Here is a 26183-nt window from a genome sequence, read left to right as displayed (position 1 = left end):
AACCTAATGCTTTCGACGTAATAGCGAGGCTCTTTAACACTAAAAGGGGTTAGACCGCACGTTGTCGCACGCCCTTTTACGGACATTCTCCAAACGTCCTACACCTACGGATCCGGCTGCCATCCGAACGGTCAGATTTCCAAGATAAAAGTCGCCACTCTAGATTTGACGCTACCGTCGATTATCGGCGACGCTGTCGGAGCCCTTCGATGCACAAAGTCCGCCGCGCCTTTTTCATGGCCATGCTGGAACAGCACCTCGGAATTGCGATCAATTTCGCTCTGATCGCGATCGTATCGCGGCTGCTCTCGCCGGCGGAAGTGGGCTTCGCCGTCATCGGCTACGGGGTGACGTCGGTGATCTTCGCCTTTCGCGAATTCGTTTCGTCCGATTTCCTCATTCAACTCGATGTCGTTGAACGCGATGACATCAACACGTCGCTTACACTCTTGCTCCTCGTCAGCGGCATTCTCGGGATCGTTCTCTATCTATGCGGACCCTATCTGGCGATTTTCTACCACCACCCCGGTCTCCAGCATTATCTTATTCTCGCAATTGCCGCCGTCATGGCCGAAAGCCTGGGGATGCCGGCGTTTTCCATGCTGCGTCGCCGGCTGGCCTTCGGCACCATCGCACGCGTCCGAACCATCGGACTCGTCGTTATGTCCGTTGTGACGATCTTCGCCGCCAGCAATGGATGGGGCTTCGTCAGTTTCGCCCTCGGCCTGCTTGTCGGCAACAGCGTAGCCAGCGCCCTTGCCGCCTATGCCGATCCGGCCCAGCGGTCAGCGCGCCTCTCGCTCAAGTCGTGGCGCCGTATGGCCGAATTCGGCCGTTACAGGGGCGCTGCCACCATCGTCGACAAATTATACGAGTCCCTGCCGCAACTGGTGCTCGGCTTTGCCATGACACCGACCGCGGTCGCGATCTACAATCGCGCCAATACCGTCTGCTCCATTCCCGATCGCATTTTTCTCTCGGCAATCTTTTCCTTCGCCTTCCCGGCGCTTGCCGCCGAAGTGCGCCAGGGTGGAGACGTCCGAAAGTCCTACCTGCGCGCCCTCAGTTACATCACCGTGCTGTATTGGCCGTCGCTGATCATGGTCGCCATTCTCGCCGATCCCATTGTACGCCTTGCACTCGGAGACCAGTGGCTTGCCGCCGTACCGATCACCCGGATCCTCGCGCTTGCGTCGATCTTCTGGTTTCCAATGGTGCTGACCGCACCGCTGCTGATCGCCCTCAACGCCAACCGGGAGGCTTTTCTGGGCAATTTCGTCTGCCGCAGCGTCTCGGCAATTGTGCTCTGCTCCGCCAGCTTCTTCGGCCTCACCGCAGTAGCACTCAGCCAGTTCATCACACTGCCCTTCCAGATGCTTGTCGCCTTCTATCTGGTAAGACGCCATGCGCACTTTAAACTACCCGAACTGTTCGCAGCCATCGGGACAAGTGCTGCGGTGACCCTTGCAGCGATTGCGGGGCCGCTCGCCATATCCGTCTGGATGGGATTCCGCTTCGATTACTCCCTCGCCCAGGCAGGCGGCGCCATCCTCCTTTCGGTGGCGGGCTGGGGCGCCTGTCTGTTGCTTCTGCGTCACCCACTCGTCAGCGAAATACGTTCGACGCTCGATGCTTTTGCCGGGCGTCTGCGCAGGGTCGGAAAACCTCCTGCATCGGCTTCCATTCCCGACACCGTCGTTCCCGCAGCGGTGGAACCATGAGCAGCATCGATATCGTCATTCCCAACTACAATTACGGTCGCTTTCTGAAAGGATGCGTAGAGAGCGTCCTTGGCCAGAACATCCCCAACATGCGTATCCTCATCATCGACAACGCCTCCACAGACGACAGCGTTGCGATCTCCCGGTCACTCGCGGCAAAAAATCCCCGTATCGAAACGAGCCTGCGCGCAAGGAACCTCGGCGGTCACGCGTCTTTCAACGAAGGCATTGATTGGGCTCGGGCAGACTATTTCGCCATCATCTGCGCCGACGATGTCCTGTCGCCCGGCGCCCTTGCGCGCGCAATGGAGGCGCTCGACAATAATCCCGGTGCGCACATGGCCTTCGGCCGAACCGCCTTCTTCCGCGACGACGCCGAAATAGCATCGTTGCCTAGCAGCGACGTCGATGGCATGCAGCTTCATCGCGGCATGGACTTCATCGCCAACGTCTGCGCGACGGGACGCAGCCCGGTACCAGGCCCACTCGCCGTCACCAGGACGCACATTCAGCAACATGCCGGCCATTACCGGCCAGCACTGCGCCATACCGACGACGTCGAGATGTGGATGCGGCTCGCGGTGCTGGGCGACATCGTCGAACTCGATGCCGTGCAGAATTTCACGCGTATCCACGGTGCGAACCAATCGGCTATGCTTGATAATGTGCTTGCCTGGAATGCCGAAATCGAAGCAGCACTCGAAAGCTTCTTCCGCAACGAAGGAGCTTTGCTCGCCAATGCCCAGACCCTGCTAAGGCGCGGCCGCGCGAGCCTGAGCGACCGCGCCTATTGGTGCGCGCTTTCCAATCTGGTCCAGCGTCGGCCCGGCGCGGGTCCCCTTCTCGCACAGGCATTCCGCCTGCGACCCGCCTCGGCGTTTCTGCCACCGGTAAGTTATCTTGTGCGCCGGCCTGATGCCTTGCATCGCATTCGCGCAGCAATCACCCGTCGATAGCGATCGACCGGCCAGTTTTCGATGATGAAGGCCTATTCCTCGGCATTCAGGACAAGCCGCAACAGCGCCGGCAACGAAGCTGATTTCGTTCGGCGCATGATCGATGCGCGATGATTTTCGACAGTGCGCTGACTGAGCTTCAAATCGGCTGCAATGACCTTATTGGCCTGCCCCTGAACAATCCGGTCAAGGATCTGCCGTTGCTTGCGAGTAAGCGTTGCCAGCGTGGCACGAGCCGTTTCACGCCGCTCTTCGCGCTCGTTCGCATCACGCGATCGCTCGAGGGCCGACTGCACGCTCCGATATATTTCCTGATAAGAAAAAGGCTTCTCGATGAAATCGGCCGCTCCATAACGCATCGCATTGATGGCCATACGCACATCGCTGCGACCCGTGATGACAATCACCGGAAACCGATGATGTCTTTCTTTCAGCAAACGCAGCAACTCCATGCCTACCATGCCGGGCAGATACGCATCGACAAGCAGACAACCTGATCTGTCGGGCTTGTAGTCTGCAAGATACGCTTCTGCCGAAACATAGGTTGCAACCGTCCAGCCCTCACCTTCGAAAACAGCGCGCAAATTGTCCCTGATGTCCTGCTGGTCATCGATGACTTCGATGCGCCGGCCCGTCATCGGCTCCGTGTCTTCGGGGTCGACTGTGTGCTCCACCGTCTCGCCGGTTTGGCGAACAACCAGTGTCTCGACCACCTGCACGACGTCCCCGAGTTTCGCCGGCTTATGCAGATAAGGAATTTCGTGCTGCGCAAAATCCCTCAGCGCCTTGCTTGAAATATCGCCTGTTAGAATGAGTGCCGGAACATTTCGGCGGAGTGCTTGCCGGATATCTTCAATCGCAACTATGCCATTCCCGCTTGTGGGAAGATTGTAGTCTGCGAGAACAACGTCGGGCATGAACTTCAGCCCTCGAACAATCGCGATTGCTTCGGCAGCCGTTGAGGTTGCAGCGACCACGTATCCAGTCTGCTCAAGCCCCATCTTGAGCAGATCGCGCATTCCGTTTTCATCTTCAATGATCAAAATCGACGCGGAAGACAGGGCAACCGCTTGACGCGAATGGTTATCGACGGGCGCACGCAGCAGCACAAGCGGCTCCCCAGCCGGTGCTCTATCGATCTCGATCATGAATGCGGAACCTTCATGCAATCGCGACCGCACCGCAATTTTCAGTCCCAAAAGGTCGCTGAGCCGCTTGACGATTGACAGTCCGAGTCCCAGACCACGGTCTTCCGCGCCAGCGGGTACGTCGAGTTGAAGATATTCCTGGAAGACGTCCGCGATATGGCTTTCGGGAATGCCTATACCGGTGTCCCAAACTTCGAACCGAACTTTTGCACCGACCCGGCGACAGCCAACCAGAATTTTGCCGCTCGGCGTGTATTTCAGTGCATTGGACAGAAGGTTGCGAACGATCTGCTCGAACAGACGGGGATCGGTGTGAACGGCAAGGCTGGACGGTACGACACGAAGTTGCAGCCCCGCCGCCCGAGCGGGATAATAAAATTCCTTGAACAGCCGCCCCAGAAGATCGCCGATCGCAAAGCTGACGATCTGCGGTTCCACTATCCCCGCTTCGATCTGGTTGATGTCAAGAACAGAGTTGAGTATGCCTAGCATCGAGGACAGCGTCTCTCCCATTCTCTGGACGAAAGTGCTCGTCTGCCCTTCCCCCACGCTCCTTTCCAAAAGCCCATGCAACAGCTTCAAGGTTTGCAGCGGCTGACGAAGATCGTGGCTTGCCGCAGACAGGAACTGCGACTTGGCCTCGGTCGCTCGCTCAGCGGATTTCTTTGCAGCTTCCCTGCTTTCGGCAACCTGTTTCTGGGCGCTCATATCGATGAAGGTGATGACGACCCCGTCGACGGTCTCGTTCTCGCCGCGATAGGGTTTGACGCGGCGGACATACCAGCGGCCGTCAGTTCCTCCTATCTCCCTGTCGACTGTATTGCCGTCGTGGAGGGTCGCCATAGCATCGGCTTGAAGCGTACTGTCGCCGCCAAAGCCGCTGAGGTCCGAGAGGGGGCGGCCGACATCGGACGATATAATCTTGAATACCGACCGGGTGGCTGGTGTGAAAAACCGTATACGAAGACTGGTATCCAGAAAGAGCGTCGGGACATCGGTACTATACAAGACATTTTGCAGATCGTTGGAAACTGCACGCTGACGCTCTAGTGCTTCGTGCAATTGATTGTTGAGAGCTGTCAGCTCTTCATTGAGGGATTGCAGCTCCTCTTTCGAAGTAACGAGTTCCTCATTCGTCGACTGATACTCTTCATTCAGAGACAGTGCTTCGGCGGTGATCTGCTTCTGTTCTTCGCCGGCAATTTCCAGATTGCGTATGGCGCCCTGCAATTCCGCCCGGGTCTCCTCCAATTCGAATTCAAGCTCGGTAATGGGCGACGCATCTGTCGTCGATAATTTCTGCGATCGGACAACCCTGTTGGCTTGCGCAGGATCTTCCACGAAACATATAAGGAACAGCTCTTCACCCTGACTGAACAGCGGCTCCACATGAATGCTGAACTCGCTATGCGCGCCGTTGCTGTCGAGTTTTACATTCTTGGCTACGAACGGCTTCTGATCCCGGGTCGCACGGTGGATCGCAGACCTGATCTTATTGTGGAGCGCCTTCGGTGTTATGGCGAACAGATCATGTGATGCCGGGCCTGAAGCGATCCGCAGGAACCTTGCTGTGGGGCCGATGGAATAAAGATATTCATACTTTCGATTAACGAGGACTGCGGCGGGCACGTAGCTACCCAGCAGAAGCTGGGCAACCGCGTCGGCATATGCGCTGCGCCTCGATGCTGAAGTCACCTTTCCTAGCGAAGAGGGAACCCTGACATTCCCGCCTTGGACAGCGCCGAACTGAAGATCACCGAACACTGGAAGTCCGATGCGCCGGTATACCCTTTCGGATTCCGAAATCAGCTTGAAACGGTCATCCATTCCGCCGACGGTTTCGGATTTTCCGATTAGTAAAATACCGTTTTCACGCAAGGCGAACCTGAAAAGCGACAAAACCTTTGCTTGGGCGTCTGCCTCGAGGTAAATCAACAGGTTGCGGCAGGAAATGAGATCGATCCTAGAGAACGGCGGATCGCTCAGGACATTCTGTACGGTGAATACCACCACGCCACGCAGCTGCGACGTCACGGTGTATCCGTTGTCGTCCCTCACGAAATATTTTTCCAGGAAGTCCGGCGCCAGCGATTTGACCGCCTCATGTGAATAATGTCCATCTCTGGCAATCGCGACCGCCGCGCCATCGGCGTCCGAAGCAAACATCTGTAACTGGAGACGAAGTCCCATGGACTGAATGAGCTCGAGGAAGAGAATAGCCAGCGAATATGCCTCTTCCCCTGTGCTGCAGCCAGCGACCCATACTCGCACTGTTCCGTGCGCGGCCTTTGCGCGGAGAATATCCGGAATAATGGAGTCGCGTAGAAAGTCGAACACCTTGCTGTCGCGGAAAAAGCTGGTGACGTTGATCAGAAGATCTCTGACGAGATTTTGGCGCTCTTCTCCGCTGTTTCCAAGCATATCAAGATATAGGTCTATGTCTTCGATCTCGATACCGAGAACCGCCATGCGTTTTTCGACCCGACGCTGGAGCGTTCCGTGTTTATAGGCCGAAAAATCGTTGGCTGTGGAAACTCTCAATATCTCGATGATCTGCCCCAGTTGGGGCATTGGGCGCTCCATCGAGTGGTCGGTTTGAAGCCGCGACAACAGCGCAATATGCTTGGCGATGGCCGCCGGCATCTCCGCGACGGGCAAAACGGTAGCGCCGATGCCCAGCGAAATAACGCTTTCGGGCATGCCATCAAACTGTGCCTCTTTGGGCTCCTGGACCAGAACAAGTCCCTTTAAGTCCTTGACTTGCTGGACACCGGATGAGCCGTCATATCCCGTGCCGGACAGGACGACCGCTATCGACCATGGTCCATATTCCCTGGCCATGGAACCCAGGAGAAAATCAAACGGCAAAGGTGCCTCATGCAGTTCCCGCCGGGGCGACAGATATATCCGTCCTCCGTCAACCGACATCAGGAATCTAGGTGGGATGACATAGACGTGCTCCGGCTCTATCAAAGCAAGATTGACCGCCTCGGTTACGACCATAGTCGTTTCGCTCGACAGAAGTTCTGCGAGTATGCTTTCATGCGACCGGTCAAGATGCTGAACGAGAAGAAACGCACAGCCGGTTTTTTCAGGCAACGCTTTGAGCAGGGCTCTGAACGCATTCAGTCCACCCGACGAAGCTCCGACGCCGACAATCGGGAACATCCTAACAGGACTTGCTTCCTGTGATCCGGACATCGAACCGGCGTCTACCTCGACAGTAGAAGGAACCTTGTTACTATCTGCATCGCGTTCCGCCATATTCACTCTCGTTAAAATTGACGCATATTCCAAACAAAAATCGACCCTTACGAAGCGTTGGGCGTGGTGGGTCAACGAAGTCTTGAAAGCAGCCATCAAGGCCTTGAGATCATTCGTCAGGGATACGTCGTCACCAAGCCCTGTCACGTGTGGGGTGCAGCGCGTCCGATTGTCGTAAGGTGCAATTTCAAAATGCGATAAACACGCATAAGTTGCTTACATCACAAACAAAAGTACGAAGGGAGGATGTTAAATCAATCCGGGCGCGATTATAATTCATCCAATATGGTTAGTGGTGGCGCACGAAAAATGACGATGGCCTGAAAGAGTTATATTTCTACAGTTCCGGCGTGTCTGAGTGTCTGCCCACATCATGCCCGATTGAACACCGCCTCGAAATCTCAATCAAAAGTGAGTAATTTCCGAACCTTTTCCAGTTGTGATACTCCATTGTAGGATGCCGGGGTAGAAATTCGGGTAGTGCCACGTCTGTTGATTTCTGGCCGATTTTAAATTCCGAAAAATCCAGACCGCAACAGAGGCTCTTCCGAAGTTCTGATTGATGACGGCGTTCCGGGTTGGATTACCTCAAACTTCCGTTGTGCCGAATCTTGGATAAGAAAACTCTTCGGTTGCGTCTCTGCCAAGCCAGGCAGATCCGCAAAGCACTCTTTAGCGCGGATAGGACATAACATGCTGACGTCAGTTCCCAACAACGGACAATTCCCGTCGAATTTCCATCTGGTTGCGCATTCTAAACCTATCGAAACTTCGGTCAGAAAGCTGGCGATCATCGACGACCGCGCGCTCGACCGTGAGTGTCTGGCGCAGAGCCTGATCGCATACGGCCTTGATATGGAAGTCGAGTTGTTCTCATCGCTTGACGACTGGAGACATGCTCCTAACGGCCATCATAGCGGCATCCTGGTCAATGTCGGACGCAGCGATTTTTGCGATGATGTATCCCTCCACGAGCTGCGGGAATTTATTGCCGATTACCCTTATCTGCCGGTCGTCATTCTAGCGGAAAACCGCGATCTGCGGCAGGTCATGAGGGCGTTTGACGCGGGAGTCCGGGGATACATCTCCTCGTCGATAGGACTGGCGGTGTGCGTGGGCGCCATCTCACTTGCATTGGCGGGCGGCGCTTTTGTGTCGGCTGAAAATCTGAGCGATCTCAGGCAGTTGCTCGTGGTTGCGGAGGACAAGGAACGCCAGCGCACGGCCATGTTCACCCAGCGTGAGGTCGATGTCATCAACGCCCTGACGCAAGGCAAGCCAAACAAGATCATCGCCTATGAGCTCAATCTTCGTGAGAGCACCGTAAAGGTACATATTCGCAATATCATGAAGAAAGTGGGCGCCAAAAACAGAACGGAAGTGATCTTCAAAATATCCGATCTCTTCAAAAACTAACGTCAGCGTGGCGCCGTGAACCTGTTTTTATCCTTAATTGCCTGCGGATGTCAGGGCCTGCACGATGCGAAACCATTGGAGCGATTATGACGAGAAGGTTGTACAGCTCCTCTAAGTCTTTCGGCTAGCATTCCCAACATAAAGACGGGGTAACGGCCACCGGGCCGGATACGGTAATCTCTGGTCATTGGACATATGGACCCGGGATTGCGCCATGCAAACTTTCGTCGAAAATTTCGAAAACTCGGATCGACTGCGCCTGCGCTCCCGCAATATCATACCGGGCGGCGCACATACTTACGCAAAGGGTGACGACCAGTATCCTGTCCTGTCTCCCGGCTTCATTGAAAGGGGGTATGGCTGCCATGTCTGGGATGTCGATGGAAATGAATATATCGAATACGGCATGGGCAATAGGGCTGTCGGCCTTGGCCATGCCTATGCCGACGTCGTAGAGGCGGCGCGTGCGGAACTATACCGCGGCTGCAACTTCACGCGCCCGTCAAAGATCGAGGTGGATTGCGCCTCGACCTTTCTCGATACGGTCCAGACAGCCGAAATGGTCAAATTCTGCAAGAACGGTTCCGATGCGACATCCGCTGCGATACGACTTGCGCGGGCCGTTACCGGCCGTGACCTGATCGCGCGCTGCAGCGACCACCCGTTTTTCTCCACCGACGACTGGTTCATCGGAACAACGGAGATGAATGCGGGCATTCCCCAGGCGATCCAGAATCTGGTCCTTGGCTTTAACTACAATGATCTGGCGAGTGCGCGCAGTCTGTTTGAACGCTTTCCTGGCCGCATCGCCGCCTTGATTCTGGAGCCGTCACGCGGTGATCCGCCGCGGGATCAGTTTCTTCACAAACTGCAAAAGCTTTGCCACGAAAACGGCGCGCTTTTCATTCTCGACGAAATGATCACCGGCTTCCGCTGGGATGCGGGTGGCGCGCAGAAGACATACGATATCGTCCCCGATCTATCCTGTTTCGGCAAGGCGCTGGGGAATGGCTTCTCGATTTCCGCCCTTGCCGGCAAGCGTGAGTTCATGGAACGGGGCGGTATCGATCAAACTGACGCCCCCCGCGTCTTCCTGCTTTCGACGACGCATGGTGCGGAAACGCATGCGATGGCGGCGGCCATCGCAACCATGCAGGTTTACACCCGGGAGCCCGTGGTCCCTCATCTGGTCCGACAGGGAAATGCGTTGCGTGCCGCCATTAGCCAGATCGCAATTGCGCACGGGCTCGATTCCTACTTCGGCATTCAGGGCCATTCTGCCTGCCTCAGCTACTTCACGCTGGACCAGACCGGAAAGCCGTCGCAGGCTTTTCGTTCGCTGTTTCTGCAGGAAACCATCCGTCGTGGCCTTCTCGCACCGTCTCTCGTTGTGAGCTACACGCATGAGGATGAGGATATAGCCATAACGCTTGACGCCATCGATGGAGCGCTGGCCGTCTACCGTAAAGCGCTGGAATATGGCGTCGACAAATTCCTGACAGGACGCCCATCCGAGGTCGTCTTCCGACGTTTTAACGGAAATGCGCAGCATCAGGCCAGCCATGAGCTGGCCATGGCCGACATATCGGAAAGCATCCGAAAGCCTTAACCGGCCGGGGCACCTAGACCGTTCGCATTATCGCTACAGCCGCTTTGCGCGGTGCATCGATCTCGCCTGAAAAGATACGCTCTTTGCAATCGAAAATGGATATTGAGGGGAAGTTTCATGCACGTTCTGGTCACCGGGCATCGCGGATACATCGGCTCCGTCATGGTACCCATCCTGCGCAAGGCGGGTCACGAAGTACATGGCTACGACACTGAATTCTACCATCGCTGCGCTTATGTTCCAGGCGGCCCCTTGCCGCAGGTCCCCGGCGTCTGCAAAGACATCCGCGATATCCAGCCTGCGGATATGGAAGGTTTCGACGCTGTCATTCATCTTGCGGCGCTGTCCAACGATCCGCTGAGCAATCTCAATCCGGAAATTACCTATGAGATCAATTATCGCGGCAGCGTTCGGGCAGCGCGAGCCGCAAAGCAGGCAGGCGTCAAGCGTTTCATCTTCGCCTCGTCGTGCAGCAACTATGGCGCCGCCGGCGAGGGACTGGTCAACGAGACGGCCGAGCTGAAACCGGTATCGGCCTACGGCACGTCGAAGGTCTTGGCGGAGCGGGAGATTGCAAGCCTCGCGGGCCCCGGCTTCTCACCGGTCTTTATGCGTCCGGCAACAGCCTATGGCCTTTCGCCCATGCTGCGTTTCGATATCGTCCTCAACAACCTGACCGCCTGGGCGGTGACGGAAGGACTGATCCTCCTGAAATCCGACGGGTCGCCGTGGCGCCCAATCGTTCATGTCGAGGATATTTCGCGCGCCTTTCTGGCTGCGCTCGAAGCGCCGACCGATGTCATACACAATCAGGCTTTCAACGTCGGACAGGATGCCCACAACTATCAGATCCGGGAGATCGCCGAAATCGTCGCTCTCACGGTGCCCGGATGCCGGCTGCAATATGCCAGCGATGCAAGCCCCGATACCCGTTCCTACCGCGTCGATTTTGGCAAGATCGCCCGTGCGCTTCCGGCGTTCAAACCGACATGGACGGCGGCCGCAGGTGCCGAGCAACTCTACCGGGCCTACAAGAGCGCCGGCCTGACAATGGCCGAATTCGAGGGACCGCACTATCAGCGGATCGGCCAACTCCAGAAGCTGATCGGCGACAAGGATATCGACATCAACCTGCGCCGCCCCATGGCCGCGCCGCGCCAGAACGGCGATATTACGGCATCGGTTTAAACAGGAGAGGCCCGGATGGGCAAGTTGGAGCCTAGTGCAAAGCTGACAGGCGAAGCCTGGCGAGAGGAAGGTATGGGCCAGACCATTCATGATCTGGCTTCCCGCCTGTTTCCGATCTGTCGTAGCATCACCGGCAAGGGCGTGTGCGACACGATCGATATCCTTAGAGACTATATCGATATCGAGCAGCGCGCGGTCCCGAGCGGGACGCGGGTTTTCGACTGGACGGTGCCCCAGGAATGGGTCGTCCGGGACGCCTATGTGAAGAACGCGGCGGGACGCAAGGTGATCGATTTTCAAATGTCGAACCTGCATCTCATGAACTACAGCATCCCTCAACGTCGCTCGATGCCGCTGGCCGAACTGCAAGCGCATATTTACACCCTGCCGGCACAACCCGATCTCATTCCTTACAAAACAGCCTATTACACGGATGCCTGGGGCTTTTGCATGTCGCATCATGAATTCCTCAAGCTAGAGGAAGGCGACTATGAAGTCGTCATCGACACCGAAAAGGTGTCAGGCAATCTGTATTACGGCGAATATCTGCATGTCGGACAAAGCACCAAAGAGGTGCTTCTCTTCGCGCATATCTGTCACCCGTCGCTCGCAAACGATAATTGTTCCGGCCTTGCATTGCTGACGTGTCTTGCCGCCGGCCTGAAAAGCAGGTCCACACATTACAGCTACAGGTTCGTGTTCGCACCCGGAACAATCGGCTCCCTGTCATGGCTTGCCCGGAACGAAGACGCGACATCGAACATCGCGCATGGTCTCGTAGTCTCATGCATTGGAGACGGGGGCGGGCCGAACTACAAGCGCAGCCGCAGGGGAGATGCACCGATCGACCGGATCGCCGCCTGCACCCGCTGCGGAGCGGATCGCAAACATCTGGCAATCGCCGACTTCATTCCCTATGGCTACGACGAGCGCCAATTCTGTTCGCCTGGCTTCAATCTTCCGGTCGGACTGCTGCAGAGAAGTGCTTTCGGAACCTTTCCCGAATATCACACCTCGGCCGACAATCTCGACTTCATACGGCCCGAACATCTCGACTCATCCTTTTGGATGATCATGGACATGATCGATGCTCTCGAAGACAACTGGACGCCGTTGAACCTTCGGCCCAAGGGTGAGCCACAGCTCGGGAAATACGGGCTTTTTCCTGCGATAGGCGGCCATAAGACGAATGACGACCGGACCATGGCCTATCTCTGGATACTCAACCTCGCCGATGGAACCAACTCGCTGCTCGATATCGCCGAAAGGTCTAAAATGCCGTTTGTCGATATTGCGAGCGCTGCCGGCAGGCTGCTTGAGGCAGGCCTTGTCTCGAACCTCGGCTTCCTGACGCGCTAGCCCTTCATTGCCAGGCCGGCCAACCGAGGTCCTTTTCCGATATGACGGAGGGTGGCGCAGGCCATTCAATACCGATCGCGGGTTCGTCATGGCGGACCCCGGCTGCGCTCGCCTCGGCATAGGGCACCGAAATCAGATAGGACACAGCAACGTCGTCGCTGAGCGACTGGAAACCATGCGCAAAACCTTCGGGAATATAGAATTGCGCGCCATTGTCGGCCGACAACACCGTAGCAACCCATTGCAGATAGGTTGGCGAACCGCGGCGCAGATCGACGGCGATATCCCAGATCGATCCTTTGACGCAGGACACCAGCTTCGTCTCCTGATGTGGCGGTCGCTGGAAATGCAGCCCCCTGACGGTGTGTTTCAGCTTTGACAGGGAAAGGCTGTGCTGAGTGAAATCAGACACCAGCCCGTTGCTATCGAATTCATGCTTGCAGAACGTCCTGGCAAAAGAGCCGCGACTGTCCCGGACGGGCACCGTATTGACGATCCAAAGCCCCTCGATCTTCGTCTTCTCAAACAGCATTCGGCGCTCCTGATGCAACCCCTTATCCAAGACGAATTCTCCGCCATTTCAGCGGCTCCGGAATACACCCACAGGCAGCACCATACCTTGAAGCCGGCTTGGCAAATAAGTCATCCTTTTGGTTGCCGAAACCAACGGCTGAAGAGCATTTTAGAGGATTATCATATCAACCTACGGCTTATGGATGACGTTTTCGAGCCGAATGCAGTATCGTCACTCACCCTGATCCATAGTATTTTTTCCAATTAATAAAAGAATTTTCCCAAATCCACTCGAAGACATTGCGATGAAATCAGGGGACGTCAGATGAATAATGAGGCGGTTTTTTCTGCACGATTGAACAAGACGCATAATATCAGGCTTTGCCGTCTTTGCAGCTCGCCATTGGTGCATACCTTTGTCGATCTTGGAATGTCTCCTCCCTGCGAAAGCTTCGTCGCAGCCGATGCAGCCAACGACCTGGAGCCATTTTATCCGCTTCACGCATTCGTTTGCGACGAATGCTTGCTCGTTCAGCTTCAGGAATATGTCGCGCCCGAGAATATTTTCACGGAGTACGCGTATTTCTCCTCGTTCTCGGACAGTTGGGTCGCCCACGCAAAGCGGTATTGCGACATGGTCATCGAGCGCTTCGCGCTCGATGACTCCAGTTTCGTTGTCGAGCTTGCCAGCAACGACGGTTACCTGTTGCAGCATTTCATGACCAGCAACATCCCGATGCTCGGAATTGAACCGGCGATCAACGTCGCAAAGGTGGCAATCGGGAAAGGTATTCCGACACTGACGGAATTTTTCAACGAGGCTCTGGCGACCGATATGGCGGCCAAGGGACAAAAAGCCGATCTCATCATCGGTAACAATGTCCTTGCCCAGGTGCCTGATATCAACGATTTCGTTGCCGGCATGAAAGTCCTGCTCAAACCTGAAGGCGTAATCACCCTCGAATTCCCGCATATCGAAAAACTTATCGCGGAAAACCAGTTCGATACCATCTATCACGAGCACTTTTCCTACTTCTCACTGCTGACAATAGAAAAAATGGCCCGCCGTCACGGGCTCAGGGTATTCGATGTCGAAGAGATCCCCACACATGGCGGTTCGCTGCGGGTCTTTTTCTCGCACGAGGACAGCAAGTTTCCGCGTGAAGCCCGCGTGGATAGCCTTTTGGAACGAGAGCTGAATGCCGGGCTCGACAGAATAGAGACCTATACGGCCTTCGCCGAAGCCGTGCGCCAGACCAAGCGGAACCTCCTGTCTTTCCTCATCCGCCTCAAGGAGCTGCGCAAATCCATCTGCGCCTATGGCGCACCGGGAAAGGGCAACACGCTGCTGAATTATTGTGGCATCGGCACCGATTTCATCGATTTTGCAGTCGATCGCAATCCTTACAAACATGGCCGTCTCACGCCGGGAATGCATATCCCAATCCGGCCCGTCAGCGAAATCGAGCGCATGAAGCCGGATTACGTCCTCATTCTTCCCTGGAACCTGAAGAATGAGATCGTTGCGCAAATGAACGATATCAAAAACTGGGGCGGGAAATTCATCGTTCCAATTCCCGACATATCCATCATTGATCCGAAGGAGTTGGCACAATGAAGGTCGTCTTGTTCTGCGGCGGCAGGGGAACCCGCATCAGGGAATATTCCGAAAGCGTCCCGAAACCGCTGATCCCGCTCGGGTCTCAACCGATCATGCGGCATGTCATGCAATATTACGCCCGTTTCGGGCATGAGGACTTCATCCTCTGCCTCGGCTATAAGGCGCACGTCATAAAAGAATTCTTCCTGAACAGTCGGCCGGAAAGCTATGCCGATTGCGTCATATCAAGCCCCGGACGCGTGGAGTTGCTCGAAGAACTGCCGAGGGACTGGCGGGTATCCCTGATCGATACGGGGATATGGCGCAATATAGGCGAGCGCCTCTGGGCCGTACGTCATCATCTCAAGGGCGAGAAGATGTTCCTTGCCAATTATAGCGACGGCCTGACCGACGTCGATCTCGATGACATGATCACCCAATTTGAAAAGAGCGACAAGCTCGCCTGCTTTCTGGCTGTCAGACCGCCCCTCACCTACCACCTTGCGGAAATAGACGAGAGCGGAAGGGTCCGGGAATTTCGGTCGTCGGAAACATCCGACATGTGGATCAATGGCGGCTACTTCCTGATGCGGCCGGAAATTTTCGACTACATGCGCGAGGGTGAGGAACTCGTGCTGGAACCGTTCTCCAGGTTGATTTCTGAAGACAAATTGATGGCCTACAAACACGAGGGTTTCTGGCGGTCAATGGATACGCTGCGCGACTGGCAGACGTTGGAGGCGATGGTCGAGCGCGGCGACATGCCATGGATTGGCGACGATGCGTCAATGGCACGCAAATCGTCAAACACGAAGCTGCTGCCATGAAAAACATGTCCCTCGCCTCCGCCGGTGATCGGCTGTCGATCCTTTGTCTGGGAGCTCACTCCGACGACATTGAGATCGGCGTCGGAGGCACGGTCCTCAGTCTGCTTTCAAAGGGCGTATTGCTTGACGTCTATTGGTGCGTCCTCAGTGCCGGCAACGAGCGGGCCCTGGAGGCACGCAGTTCCGCCGAAGCTTTTCTGGCAAAAGCAGCATCCTACTCGATTGAGCTGGCATCGTTTCAGGACAGCTACTTTCCCTCGCAGAGCCGCGAGATCAAGTCATGGCTGCTGACATTGCGTGACAAAGTCAGCCCCGACGTCATATTCACGCATAGCCGCGAGGATGCGCATCAGGATCACCGCGAAATCAACAGGCTCACATCCAACATCTTCAGAAATCACCTGATCATGGAATACGAAATCCCGAAATGGGACGGCGATTTCGGCAGAAGAAACGCCTACGTGCCGTTGAGCGAAGACGCGATGAACATGAAGGTCGAGCTTCTTCTGCAACACTTTGGAACACAGAGATCGAAGGACTGGTTCGATGCGGATACCTTTCGTGGCCTTGCGCGGCTGCGGGGAATGGAATGCCGTGCGCCTACACGTTTTGCGGAAGCCTTTACCGTCAGAAAGCTGACGTTCGCCTGAAACAGGCGAACGCCTTTTTGACGGTACAAAATCGGCGTTGTTCGGAAATTAAAAGAAACGAAAAACAATACAGGGGGCATTTTCGTCATGATCCATAACCACATCTCCGATAACCCGCCGGAAGGCGCGCCGCAGGCGATAGCCGATGCCGCCGGCTATATCGGCATCATAGATCGTCGCATGCTCGAGCGGGAATGCCTCGCCCATAGTCTCAACTATCAATATGCGGACAGGCGCATCCTGACTTTCTCCAACCTCGGCGAATGGCAGCAGGCACGTGCGGAAATCGGCATGCCTGCGGCGGTTCTGGTCAGCGTCTTACCCGGTCAATCGGCGGAAACAAACCGCGAGCTTGCAGAGATTGTCGCTGCGGTCTCCCCGGCCGCCGTCGTCGTGCTTTCCGACGATCAGGATATCAATACCATCCTCGATACGATTGCTCTTGGCGTGCGCGGCTATATATCGAGTTCCGTCAGCGTCGACGTTTGCGGCCAAGCGATCAGTCTTGCAATCGCGGGCGGCCGTTTCATACCGGCAAGCAGCGTCATGAACATGAAAAGTCTGTTTGGCCTTACGGCGCACGCATCCGTTCCACCGACGAAATTTACAAGCCGTCAGTCGGCTATTGCGGAAGCCTTGCGGTGTGGCAAGGCGAACAAGGATATCGCTCTGGAGTTGAACCTGTGTGAAAGCACAATCAAGGTGCATATCCGCAATATCATGAAGAAGCTTGGAGCAACAAACCGCACGGAAGTTGCCTGCAAGATTGGTGACATGGCGTACGACCGCTAAGCACACGCCATCCACCGACCGTTACCGAACGCCCCGCTTACAGCAGGAACCGTCATGATCCAGTCGTCATCATCTCCGGTTGAGCAGGAAGGTATTTCACGCTTCATAACCATCCTGCGGGAGCGGCGCAGAGCCGTCTTCATCTGCTTTCTCGCCAGTTTCGCAATCGCGGCAATTGGCTATGTGCGAACCCCCATCCGTTACAAGGCCGAGGCGACCCTCGCGCTTAATGTCCGAAAGCTTCAGGCGCTCCCCACCGAATCCGTGGTCTCTCCGCTGCCTCAGGAAAGCCCGGTGCTTCGAACCGAACTTGATATCATCGGCTCGAGGTCGATGGCCGAACGGGTTCTCGTCATCCTGCAAAAAGATCGACTGCTCGAAGGGCGGCAAACCAAATCCGACCGGGCTGACGCCAACGCGATCGTGCTTGGCAACGACGCCGAGACATCGAAAATGATCGATGACCTCATGACCAACGTTCGTGTGATGAACGATGGCCGGTCGTATACGATTTACATCTCCTATTATGCCGGTGATCCGGCGCTTGCCGCGAAAGTCGCCAATGCTTTCGGGGAAGCCTATATCGACTATCAGATCGACCTCCAGACAACAGCAACCCGGCGTGTGAGCACATGGCTCGGGGAGCGGCTGGTCAGTCTGCGGACTGCACTTGAGGAGTCCGAACGCCAGGCGTCTCAATTTCGCGAGAAATCCGGATTGATAGACACGGGTGGTCTTCCGCTGCAGTCGCAGCGTCTTTCAAGTCTGAATGTCGAGCTGACGACGCTACAGGCCAAGCTGGCGGGGTCAAGGGCGCGCTTGACCACAGCGCTCGAACTTCAGAAAAGCGGCGATGGGCTCGGGATCACCGAAGTTCTGTCCTCACCATCGATCCAGCTTTTAAGGGCCGAGCAGGCAAGGGTCATCAGAGCCATTGCCCAGATCGATGAAAGCGGCGCCGTCATGAGCCCGGAGCGGCCGCAATTATCCTCCCAGCTCAGTTCACTCAACAAGCAGATCGATTCAGAGATCGCGCAGATCATCGCTGCCTTGCGCAATGAGATCGAGGTCAACGAAAAACAGCGGCAGGAAGTCGAGTCCAGCCTCAATGACGTGCAACGCGCCATTTCAACGACTGACATGGCAATGGTTCAATCCGGGCAACTTGACCGGGAAGCGGCGGCAAACCGCTCGATCTACGAGACGTACCTCGCTCGCTACAAGCAGACCATCGAACAGGACGGTATCGCAACCGCCGAGGCGCGGATCATATCGAGCGCCATGCCGTCGCGTAAACCGACCAGTCCTGACGCGCGTCTGTGGGGCTTGGTTGCGCTTCTTCTCGGTTGCAGCACCGGTTTGGCGGCAGCTTTTATCCTGAATTACACCGACCGGTCCGTTGGCTCCATCACGTCTCTTCAGCAGAAAACCGGCCTCAACGTTATTGGGCGCATTCCGCGCATTTCCTTCAGAGAGTTCCAGAACACGCCCGGGAAATTCAGCAGCGGCGCTGCGGATTTCTACAGCGCGTTTGCCGACCTTCAGACCCACATACAATTGACCGAGAGCAAGGCGAACGTGATCGCCTTCACCTCTTCGGCCGATGGGGAAGGCAAGACGTTCGTGATTGCCAACCTTGCCAGATCTCTTGCGATGAGTGGCGTGAGACTGCTGCTGATCGACGCCAATCTGCGCAACCCGGCTCTCGGGGCGGAATTCGATGTCGGATTGACGTCGCATGTCGCCCAGGCGGTCAACCGTGAGGTGTCCCTGGACGACGTCATCCAACGCGATCAGGCCTCCGGGGTCGATATCATCGTCGCCGAGAAAAGCGACCTGCCGCCAAATCTTGTTCTTGGCAGCAAGCGCTTCGCCGGCCTGATTGCAGAGGCAAGACAGCGATATGAACTGGTATTGATCGAGGCCCCATCCGTTGCCCATGACCTCGACCTGTTGCGGATCGCCAGTCTGTCTGACGCCGTATCCTTCGTGGTCCGACAGGACGTCGCCGATGGCACGGGCATGAAAAACGCCGTCATCAAGCTGCGGGTCGCGGGTCGGTCGATCACGGGCATCATCCTCAACGGAATACGGCGCCCGAGAAAGCGTCAGCCCCCGGTCTGGCCGAGGATTTTCCGGGACTGGAACCCTCATTTCAAGCTGCGGAAACGGGCAACCAGTCTACGCCCCCCGGCTGTCGTCCATAACGAGAGGTGAAACATGCGCTTCGTGACAGGGTCCAGGGGTTTTTCCCTGATGATTGCCAGCACCACTTTCCTGTCTCTGATCGTTTGCCAGTTGCCGGCCGCGGCAGATGGCACCGAGTACAAGGTCGCTACCGGCGACGTCCTGACGATCTCCGTCTATGGCGACCCGGGCCTGACCGGCCTCTTCCCTGTCAGTGCAGATGGAACGATCGGTTATCCGCTTCTTGGCAACGTCAACGTGATCGACCAGACGGTGAACGAAATCGGTGCGCGGATCAGCCGCGATCTGGCAAGGCATGTGGCAAACCGCTCCGTTGCCGTCGCGGTCAAGGAATATGCTCCGATCTTCGTTGTCGGCGACGTCCAGAAGCCGGGAAAATATGAATATCGTCCCGGCATGATCGTGCTTGAACTCTTCGCACTCGGTGGGGGATTGCGCGAGTCGAATACACAGAGGGATACCTCGGGCATACAGTTGATCGCTGCCCAGCAGGAATATGAAGACATGTCGATGCAGCTCCTGTCGCAGGACATCCGGCGCGTCCGGCTGGAAGCGGAACTGAACGACACAGAATTCGAATATAAGGGGGACGAAATCGGACTTGTGCGGGATCGCGCCGCGCTGGAGAAGATCGTCGCATCTGAAACAAGTTTGTTTCGCCTTCGCCTGTCGGCGCAGCAGGACGAAAAAACCAATCTCGAAGTCCAAAGACAGAACTTCATCCAGGAAATAGACACGCTTCAGAAAAGCAACGTCATGCGCAGCCAGCAGCTTGAGTTGCTCGACATGGACGTCAACGCCTCGAAGGAACTTGTCACGCGCGGTGCGGCTTCGGAATCTGCCCTGAGAGAGCGCAAGCGCGAACTGCTGTCCATGAACCAGCAGGTGCTGGAATCGACATCGTTTCTGGCGCGCGCGCAACAAAACAAAAGCGAGGTGGAGCGACGTATTCTGGAACTGAAGAGCAAAAGGCACAATGACGCCGCAACCGAATTGCGAGAGACATCCCTGGACATCATGCGCCTGAAGAAAAAACTGGCCTTCAGCCTTCAATCCATGGCCGAGATTGGCTCGACGGCGCGGCGGGTTTCTAGCCTCGAGGACATGATCCAGACCAAATTCTTCATCGTGCGTCAGGTTGCAGGCACATACAGCGAAATCGCTGCCGACGAGCATACGCAGGTCCGCGCGGGAGACGTCGTCCGCGTCCGCCTGTCGGTATCCGGCAGAGATCCGGTTTCGGCAGCGGTCGTCACAGGAAGTGTCAACTAGAAGCGAGCGTATCTGTTGGGTTCCCGCACCGACTGTCAGATTGAACCGATCCGATACACGCAGATTTTAAGACCGCCCCTTGATACCTTAGAGCGTCTTCGGTCACTCGCAGGGCTCAACCGGACCCGGGTTCTTCTGCCCTTGAAGCCTTATCAAATGGCTTGTCGTAACAAATCCGATTGCAACGACTTCGGTTGTCGCCACCACTCATATAAATCCTGAATTCCGTATCTGAGTTCGACTGTCGAGGTCCAGCCAACCGCGTTGAGCCGCGAGCAGTCAAGCAGCTTTCTGGGGGCGCCATCCGGTTTGCTGGTGTCAAAAACGATCTGCCCCTCGTAGCCGACGATACCTGCAATCAGATGGGCGAGATTGCGGATGGATATCTCCCGCCCCGAACCGATATTGATCAGCGGAAAATGCGCCGATGATTTCATGAGGAAACAGCAGGCATCCGCCAGATCGTCCACATGGAGAAACTCACGCAGAGGACTGCCCGTGCCCCATAGCATAATCTTGTTCTGACCGCTGATTTTCGCTTCATGCATTCTCCTGATCATCGCAGGAATGACGTGCGAGCTTTGCGGATCGAAATTGTCGTTCAGTCCGTAAAGATTGGTCGGCATGACAGAGACGCAATTCAGGCCGTACTGACTGGAATAGAATTGGGAAAGCTTGAGCGCCGCGATCTTCGCAATCGCGTAGGCCTCGTTGGTCGGCTCCAGCGGACCTGTCAGAAGCGCATTTTCCGTGATCGGTTGTGCCGCGAATTTCGGATAGATGCAGCTAGACCCCATCCAGAGAAGCTTTTCGACACCGATATCGGCAGCCGATTTCATGATGTTCATCGCAATGAGCGTGTTGGTGTAAAGAAAGTCCGCCGGATAGGCCGCATTTGCTGCGATGCCTCCAACCTTGGCGGCAGCAACAAAAATGACCTCCGGTCTTGCCGCCGCCATCCACTGTTCGGTCTCGTATTGTCGGGTCAGATCAAGCTCGCTGCGAGAAACTTTGAGGATTTCGCAATTCTCGCGCTGGAGACGTCGCACGAGTGCCGAGCCGACCATTCCGGTATGGCCGGCAACCCAGACGCGCTTGCCATTCAAGCGGAACGGGATTTCTTTCGATTTATGCGACGAATTCATTTCTTCCCTCTTCCAACATCACGAGGCGAAGATCCGCTTCGACCATTTCCTGAACGAGGTCGCCAAAGGAAGTCGAGTGGCTCCAGTTGAGCTTCCTGCGCGCCTTGCTGGGGTCGCCGAGAAGAAAATCCACTTCCGCCGGACGAAAATATCTGGGATCGATTTCGATGATCGTATTGCCGGTTTTGGCGTCGTATCCCACCTCGTCACGGCCATCGCCATGCCACTCGATGGTCCTGCCGACCACGCCAAAAGCAAGCTCGACGAATTCCCGCACCGTATGTGCCTCGCCGGTTGCGAGCACGTAGTCCTCGGGTATCTCCTGCTGCACGATGCGCCACATGCCTTCAACATAATCGCGCGCATGCCCCCAGTCCCTCTTTGCGTCGAGATTGCCAAGACGCAGCTTGCTCATGAGACCGCGCTCGATGGCCGCAACGCCACGCGTGATCTTCCGGGTGACGAATGTCTCGCCGCGAATGGGGCTCTCATGGTTGAAGAGAATGCCGTTGGATGCGTGAAAGCCGTAACTTTCCCGGTAATTGACCGTCATCCAGTATGCGTAGAGCTTTGCCGCAGCATAGGGGCTTCTCGGATAGAACGGCGTACCCTCGTGCTGAGCGACCGTGCCCATCCCCCCGAACAGTTCCGATGTAGACGCCTGGTAAAACCGGCAGCGGTCGCCAAGGTTCAAGATGCGCATGGCTTCCAGCAGTCTCAGCGTGCCCAGCGCATCCGCATTTGCGGTATATTCCGGCGTCTCGAAGCTGACCTGGACATGGCTCTGGGCGCCGAGATTGTAGATCTCGTCAGGCTGCACCTCCTGAATGACCCGGCACAGGTTCGTGGCGTCCGTGAGGTCACCGAAGTGAAGACGAAAGCGAAGGTTTTCCTCGAAGGGGTCTTGATAAAGATGATCGATCCGGCCGGTATTGAATGAGGAAGACCGCCTTTTCAGGCCATGCACGATATACCCCTTGGCAAGCAGCAATTCGCTGAGATAAGCGCCGTCCTGCCCGGTTACGCCGATAATCAAGGCTCTCTTGTCTACCATCCACCACATCTCCCAGCGGTTCCGGCCCCGGATGGCGCCTCCTTGAAAGGTATAACGAGGCCCTGCGCATCGGCAGCATACCAAAAGGGAGAGGACAGCTGGTCAGGACTGGCTGATTCACCGTCCACCACGTCGATTTCTGCCTTTAAGAGGAGGCAGGGTGGGTATCCCCGCTACCGACTTAAGCCTTTTGGTCGGGTTGCAGGTCACGCAGGCCGTGCCAGACTTCAAAAATACAACGCCGGGTCGCGCACGATCTTTCCAATTGCAGGCAGCGCGAGACGACATCATCTACGGTTCATGGAGGCGGATTGGATGGGTACGTTCGCGACGACTTACGAGAAAACGCAGAACTTCAACTGGTTGACGCGCTTTCTGCATGCAGGCCGCTATCGAAAGCTGCTTGAGGTCCTCGAAACGGTGCAGAAGGACGTCGGCAATCGGAAGGTCAGAATACTGGATATTGGCTGCGGCCCCGGAACCGCTGTTGGACATATCCTGGAAAAATTCGACGTTGATTACGTCGGTATAGACTACGATCCAATCTTCATCGAGGCCGCGCGCAATCGCTACAGCAATCACGAAAACTGCCGTTTCATCGTCGGCGACGCCACCGACGAGAGCCTTTACGAAACGATCCAGGCCGACATCGTTATCGCGCTGGAAACGCTCGAGCATATCCACCTCAACCGCACGGTCCGCGTCATCGAGCATGTGTGCACGATCGTCCGTCCCCGGATTTTCCTGGTGACAGTGCCGGTCGAAGTTGGGCCAGCGGTATGGATCAAGAACTGGGGTTCCGCCCTGATGGGCTACAACCGGCAATCCGGCAACCTGAAAGAGACTTTTTGGGCAGGCTTATACCGGCTGGACCGGGTGCCCGCGCACCACACGTCACATCAGGGCTTCGACTGGCGGTGTCTGGCGCAGCTTATCCGGGTCAACGCTCCCTTGCGCGAAATCCGCAGCCTGCCTTTCTCTTTCGTTCCGCGCCTGCTCAGCCCGAACGTGGCGCTGATCGCCGAGCCAGTAAAATCGACGATCGATCTGGCCAACGATGACCCCGAGGCATGGAAGATCAATCACTGTCAAACCGCCTTTCAGCGTGTGCATATTGTCGATGAGACCGATGCTGCCCGCCACGCCAAATCCTCGGAAACATGGTCGATGCGTCTTAAAGGATTTTTGGGAATGACACTCGCCATCATGCCATTTGCCTGGCATCGCTGGTCTTACATTTCCATTTCGCCCGGTGAAGCGCAGTCATCCCATTTCCTACTGACGATCGACAAACACCTGCTGCCACCTCATCAATCCATTGCAGGCGACACGATCGTCCTTGCGGCGCAGGCAATTGTTCAACGCGCATCCGACGCCAGCTATCTGCTGACCTAGGGTGGGGATTTCCAAGCCGAAGCGAGGGCATGGAGAGGTCATCAAACCTACAGCGTCACGAGGCGATATTGTTTGAAGCGGCAAAAAAACGGCCCCTACGGCCCGCTTTTCGATATTGGGAAAGCTGCACGCGTCTCTTAGATGCGTAATGGGCCGGCGTCTAGGCATGGGCGTCGCCGGCTCGTGCCGATGTCGCGATAAAATGTCCCTCGGCGCCAGGCAAGCGACACAACGAGACAGGCATGAGAACCGAAATATCCTCCCAGAGGCCGGTGATCAGATACCCAATAACCAGACATTTGCCGTGATCATCTATCGACAGGTCGATCCGCAACCGGACACCGGGTCGTTTGAAGCCATGTTTTCTCGGAAGGGCTGGACAGGAATCTGGCGAAACGGCGTGTTCGACTATCACCACTACCACAGCGGCGCGCGTGAGGTTCTCGGCATCGGGCGTGGTCTAGCAACATTGCAGATCGGCGGCCCCCACGGTCAGCGGGCACCGGCCACAAAAGGCTCAAATCGTCCGCGGATTCTCAGGTCGTGAGCGCATATCCTGCCGGGCAGCAGGCTGACATGCAGAGCACAACGCCAACGCCAGAAATGTGCGCAAGAATAAGGTCGTTACCCAAGCCGAACACCGATCCAGTAACCGGTGCGTCAGGCGGTCTGGCCAAAATTTTGGTAGCCTCTTGTCTGGCGTTGAACGAACCCCGACGGGCAAAGTGCCCGATCGAGGCAGATTCGTAGAATGCAAGACACCTAGAGCGCGTCCACTTTACTCGTGGTCATATCCGCACGATTTGAAGTAGTTGGTGTATTCTTGCGGCTCGACCAAAGTGACGATCTGGCCACCCGAAAAGCTTTTGATCCCAAGGACACTCAATCTGACGTCACAGAGCCTCACCTCTTAACGACTGCGGTAAATCCCCTGCAGGCAACAGGCAACTGCTGCGGGTCATACTCACGGTTGACAATGGACAGGCACTTTCTCATGCTGGTTAAAACAGGAGAAAGGGAACATCCATGAGCATCCGCAAACGTTTTCTGTCGATAGGCGCGGTCGTCGGCGCAATTGCTCTCGGCGTCAGCTTGGCAGGGGCCCAGGCGCCAGTATTTTTCAGGATTGGTACCGGCGGCACAGCTGGGACGTATTATCCGATTGGCGGGCTGATCGCCAATGCCATTTCGGGTGCTGGCGATAAGGGTGTCACTGGACTGGTGTCCACTGCAGTCGCCTCGAATGGATCGGTTGCCAATATCAACGCCATCCAGGGCGGCTCTATGGAGTCCGGCTTCACCCAGTCGGATGTCGCTTTTTGGGCACATAGCGGCACAGGTCTCTACGAAGGCAAAGGCAAGGTCGAGGACCTTCGACTGATTGCCACCCTCTATCCAGAAACAATTCATCTGGTCGCCCGGAAAGATGCCGGGATCAAATCGGTGGCGGACCTTAAGGGCAAGCGGGTTTCTGTTGATGAGCCCGGTTCCGGCACCATCGTCGACGCCCGGATTGTTCTGGGGGCCTACGGTTTGAAGGAAAGCGACATCAAAGCCGAATACCTCAAGCCTGGCCCCGCTGGCGACCGCTTGCGGGACGGTGGACTGGACGCCTATTTCTTTGTCGGTGGCTATCCGACCGGTGCAATCTCGGAACTCGCGACGTCAAGCGGCATCTCACTGGTACCGATCAGCGGTCCGGAAGTCGACAAGCTGATAAGCGATTACACGTTCTTTTCGAAGGATACGGTTCCGGCCAACACCTACAAAGATGTTGCGGAGACACCGACGATTTCCGTGGCAGCTCAATGGGTAACGAGTGCCAAGCAGCCGGACGATCTGGTCTACAAGATCACTAAGGTCATGTGGAACGACGCCACCCGCGCAGCACTCGATGCAGGGCATGCCAAGGGCAAGATGATTACACTCAAGAACGCGACAACCAGTCTTGGTATCCCGCTCCATCCCGGTGCGGAGAAATTCTATAAGGAAGCCGGCGTCCTCAAATAAACGTTGGAAACCCGATTTGTGATGCGGGGACAGGCTGAGGCCGGTCTCCGTATTGG

18 protein-coding genes and 1 pseudogene are annotated in these 26183 nt (G+C 56.2%); 15 read left to right on the top strand and 4 right to left on the bottom strand.

Annotation, left to right across the window (positions count from 1 at the left end):
• Positions 1-209 precede the first annotated feature (209 nt).
• Positions 210-1721, top strand: a complete 1512-nt coding sequence (locus PL599_RS18985) for an oligosaccharide flippase family protein (protein ID WP_269825023.1) — start codon at positions 210-212, stop codon at positions 1719-1721.
• Positions 1718-2677: a glycosyltransferase family A protein gene (locus PL599_RS18980; RefSeq protein ID WP_142914180.1), complete on the top strand. Its 960-nt coding sequence runs from the start codon at positions 1718-1720 to the stop codon at positions 2675-2677. Before PL599_RS18985 ends, PL599_RS18980 begins: the two co-directional genes overlap by 4 nt.
• 32 nt (positions 2678-2709) lie before the next feature.
• On the opposite strand, the gene PL599_RS18975 is transcribed toward PL599_RS18980, so the two are convergent.
• A complete protein-coding gene (locus tag PL599_RS18975) occupies positions 2710-6993 on the bottom strand; it encodes a CheR family methyltransferase (RefSeq protein ID WP_442866955.1) in 4284 nt (1427 codons plus the stop codon).
• A 789-nt stretch (positions 6994-7782) separates the two neighbouring features.
• Between PL599_RS18975 and PL599_RS18970 the strand changes: the two genes are divergently transcribed.
• The 4 genes from PL599_RS18970 (at position 7783) to PL599_RS18955 (ending at position 12661) form a co-directional block, all read left to right on the top strand.
• A complete protein-coding gene (locus PL599_RS18970; protein WP_142914179.1) occupies positions 7783-8505 on the top strand; it encodes a LuxR C-terminal-related transcriptional regulator in 723 nt (240 codons plus the stop codon).
• Positions 8506-8719: 214 nt separating this feature from the next.
• A complete protein-coding gene (locus tag PL599_RS18965) occupies positions 8720-10114 on the top strand; it encodes a glutamate-1-semialdehyde 2,1-aminomutase (protein WP_269825021.1) in 1395 nt (464 codons plus the stop codon).
• A gap of 117 nt (positions 10115-10231) precedes the next feature.
• A complete protein-coding gene (locus PL599_RS18960) occupies positions 10232-11302 on the top strand; it encodes an NAD-dependent epimerase/dehydratase family protein (RefSeq protein WP_269825020.1) in 1071 nt (356 codons plus the stop codon).
• 15 nt (positions 11303-11317) lie between these two features.
• Positions 11318-12661 carry a DUF4910 domain-containing protein gene (locus tag PL599_RS18955; protein WP_269825019.1) on the top strand — a complete coding sequence of 448 codons (1344 nt, stop codon included), beginning with the start codon at positions 11318-11320 and terminating at the stop codon, positions 12659-12661.
• 4 nt (positions 12662-12665) lie between these two features.
• Here the strand turns inward: PL599_RS18955 and rfbC are convergent, their stop codons facing one another.
• On the bottom strand, positions 12666-13193 hold the full coding sequence (gene rfbC, locus PL599_RS18950) for a dTDP-4-dehydrorhamnose 3,5-epimerase (RefSeq protein ID WP_269825018.1): 528 nt from the start codon (positions 13191-13193) through the stop codon (positions 12666-12668).
• 306 nt (positions 13194-13499) lie between these two features.
• Between rfbC and PL599_RS18945 the strand changes: the two genes are divergently transcribed.
• From PL599_RS18945 to PL599_RS18920, 6 genes are all read left to right on the top strand, one after another.
• The gene (locus PL599_RS18945; protein ID WP_269825017.1) at positions 13500-14792 is read left to right on the top strand and encodes a class I SAM-dependent methyltransferase; all 1293 of its coding nucleotides are present in this window, start codon (positions 13500-13502) and stop codon (positions 14790-14792) included.
• Positions 14789-15601, top strand: coding sequence for a glucose-1-phosphate cytidylyltransferase (locus tag PL599_RS18940; RefSeq protein ID WP_269825016.1), 813 nt, complete (start codon positions 14789-14791; stop codon positions 15599-15601). The genes PL599_RS18945 and PL599_RS18940 overlap by 4 nt, the downstream gene beginning before the upstream one ends.
• The gene (locus PL599_RS18935; RefSeq protein WP_026330955.1) at positions 15598-16251 is read left to right on the top strand and encodes a PIG-L deacetylase family protein; all 654 of its coding nucleotides are present in this window, start codon (positions 15598-15600) and stop codon (positions 16249-16251) included. The genes PL599_RS18940 and PL599_RS18935 overlap by 4 nt, the downstream gene beginning before the upstream one ends.
• A gap of 87 nt (positions 16252-16338) precedes the next feature.
• Entirely contained in the window at positions 16339-17043 is a 705-nt protein-coding gene (locus PL599_RS18930; protein WP_269825015.1) for a response regulator transcription factor, read from the top strand.
• Between the two features lie 54 nt (positions 17044-17097).
• A complete protein-coding gene (locus PL599_RS18925; RefSeq protein WP_269825014.1) occupies positions 17098-19260 on the top strand; it encodes a GumC family protein in 2163 nt (720 codons plus the stop codon).
• Between the two features lie 3 nt (positions 19261-19263).
• Positions 19264-20523, top strand: coding sequence for a polysaccharide biosynthesis/export family protein (locus PL599_RS18920; protein ID WP_269825013.1), 1260 nt, complete (start codon positions 19264-19266; stop codon positions 20521-20523).
• A 152-nt stretch (positions 20524-20675) separates the two neighbouring features.
• Here the strand turns inward: PL599_RS18920 and PL599_RS18915 are convergent, their stop codons facing one another.
• On the bottom strand, positions 20676-21668 hold the full coding sequence (locus PL599_RS18915) for a GDP-L-fucose synthase family protein (protein WP_271359610.1): 993 nt from the start codon (positions 21666-21668) through the stop codon (positions 20676-20678).
• A complete protein-coding gene (gmd, locus tag PL599_RS18910) occupies positions 21652-22722 on the bottom strand; it encodes a GDP-mannose 4,6-dehydratase (protein WP_269825012.1) in 1071 nt (356 codons plus the stop codon). Before gmd ends, PL599_RS18915 begins: the two co-directional genes overlap by 17 nt.
• Before the next feature lie 300 nt (positions 22723-23022).
• Here gmd and PL599_RS18905 point away from each other — a divergent pair, with 300 nt between their 5' ends.
• The 3 genes and pseudogenes from PL599_RS18905 to PL599_RS18895 all read left to right on the top strand — a co-directional run bounded on the left by PL599_RS18905 (position 23023) and on the right by PL599_RS18895 (position 26127).
• Positions 23023-24117, top strand: coding sequence for a class I SAM-dependent methyltransferase (locus tag PL599_RS18905; RefSeq protein ID WP_271359607.1), 1095 nt, complete (start codon positions 23023-23025; stop codon positions 24115-24117).
• Between the two features lie 202 nt (positions 24118-24319).
• Positions 24320-24867: pseudogene (locus PL599_RS18900) on the top strand (cupin).
• A gap of 276 nt (positions 24868-25143) precedes the next feature.
• Positions 25144-26127 carry a TAXI family TRAP transporter solute-binding subunit gene (locus tag PL599_RS18895; protein WP_137411073.1) on the top strand — a complete coding sequence of 328 codons (984 nt, stop codon included), beginning with the start codon at positions 25144-25146 and terminating at the stop codon, positions 26125-26127.
• Positions 26128-26183 lie beyond the last annotated feature (56 nt).

The organism is Agrobacterium sp. ST15.16.055, from assembly GCF_027956555.1.
Taxonomy (GTDB): Bacteria; Pseudomonadota; Alphaproteobacteria; order Rhizobiales; family Rhizobiaceae; genus Agrobacterium; species Agrobacterium salinitolerans.
Note: the sequence above shows the minus strand (reverse complement) of the source record. Positions and strands in the feature narration are given on the sequence as shown.

Excerpts from the sequence above, each read along its gene's own strand:
- PL599_RS18980 (WP_142914180.1), top strand. The coding sequence starts at position 1,718 with ATGAGCAGCATCGATATCGTCATTCCCAACTACAATTACGGTCGCTTT.
- PL599_RS18905 (WP_271359607.1), top strand. The coding sequence starts at position 23,023 with ATGGAGGCGGATTGGATGGGTACGTTCGCGACGACTTACGAGAAAACG.
- PL599_RS18945 (WP_269825017.1), top strand. The coding sequence starts at position 13,500 with ATGAATAATGAGGCGGTTTTTTCTGCACGATTGAACAAGACGCATAAT.
- PL599_RS18960 (WP_269825020.1), top strand. The coding sequence starts at position 10,232 with ATGCACGTTCTGGTCACCGGGCATCGCGGATACATCGGCTCCGTCATG.
- gmd (WP_269825012.1), bottom strand. The coding sequence starts at position 22,722 with ATGGTAGACAAGAGAGCCTTGATTATCGGCGTAACCGGGCAGGACGGC.
- PL599_RS18955 (WP_269825019.1), top strand. The coding sequence starts at position 11,318 with ATGGGCAAGTTGGAGCCTAGTGCAAAGCTGACAGGCGAAGCCTGGCGA.
- PL599_RS18975 (WP_442866955.1), bottom strand. The coding sequence starts at position 6,993 with ATGTTCCCGATTGTCGGCGTCGGAGCTTCGTCGGGTGGACTGAATGCG.
- PL599_RS18965 (WP_269825021.1), top strand. The coding sequence starts at position 8,720 with ATGCAAACTTTCGTCGAAAATTTCGAAAACTCGGATCGACTGCGCCTG.
- PL599_RS18940 (WP_269825016.1), top strand. The coding sequence starts at position 14,789 with ATGAAGGTCGTCTTGTTCTGCGGCGGCAGGGGAACCCGCATCAGGGAA.
- PL599_RS18915 (WP_271359610.1), bottom strand. The coding sequence starts at position 21,668 with ATGAATTCGTCGCATAAATCGAAAGAAATCCCGTTCCGCTTGAATGGC.
- PL599_RS18895 (WP_137411073.1), top strand. The coding sequence starts at position 25,144 with ATGAGCATCCGCAAACGTTTTCTGTCGATAGGCGCGGTCGTCGGCGCA.
- PL599_RS18985 (WP_269825023.1), top strand. The coding sequence starts at position 210 with ATGCACAAAGTCCGCCGCGCCTTTTTCATGGCCATGCTGGAACAGCAC.
- PL599_RS18925 (WP_269825014.1), top strand. The coding sequence starts at position 17,098 with ATGATCCAGTCGTCATCATCTCCGGTTGAGCAGGAAGGTATTTCACGC.
- PL599_RS18930 (WP_269825015.1), top strand. The coding sequence starts at position 16,339 with ATGATCCATAACCACATCTCCGATAACCCGCCGGAAGGCGCGCCGCAG.
- rfbC (WP_269825018.1), bottom strand. The coding sequence starts at position 13,193 with ATGCTGTTTGAGAAGACGAAGATCGAGGGGCTTTGGATCGTCAATACG.
- PL599_RS18970 (WP_142914179.1), top strand. The coding sequence starts at position 7,783 with ATGCTGACGTCAGTTCCCAACAACGGACAATTCCCGTCGAATTTCCAT.
- PL599_RS18920 (WP_269825013.1), top strand. The coding sequence starts at position 19,264 with ATGCGCTTCGTGACAGGGTCCAGGGGTTTTTCCCTGATGATTGCCAGC.
- PL599_RS18935 (WP_026330955.1), top strand. The coding sequence starts at position 15,598 with ATGAAAAACATGTCCCTCGCCTCCGCCGGTGATCGGCTGTCGATCCTT.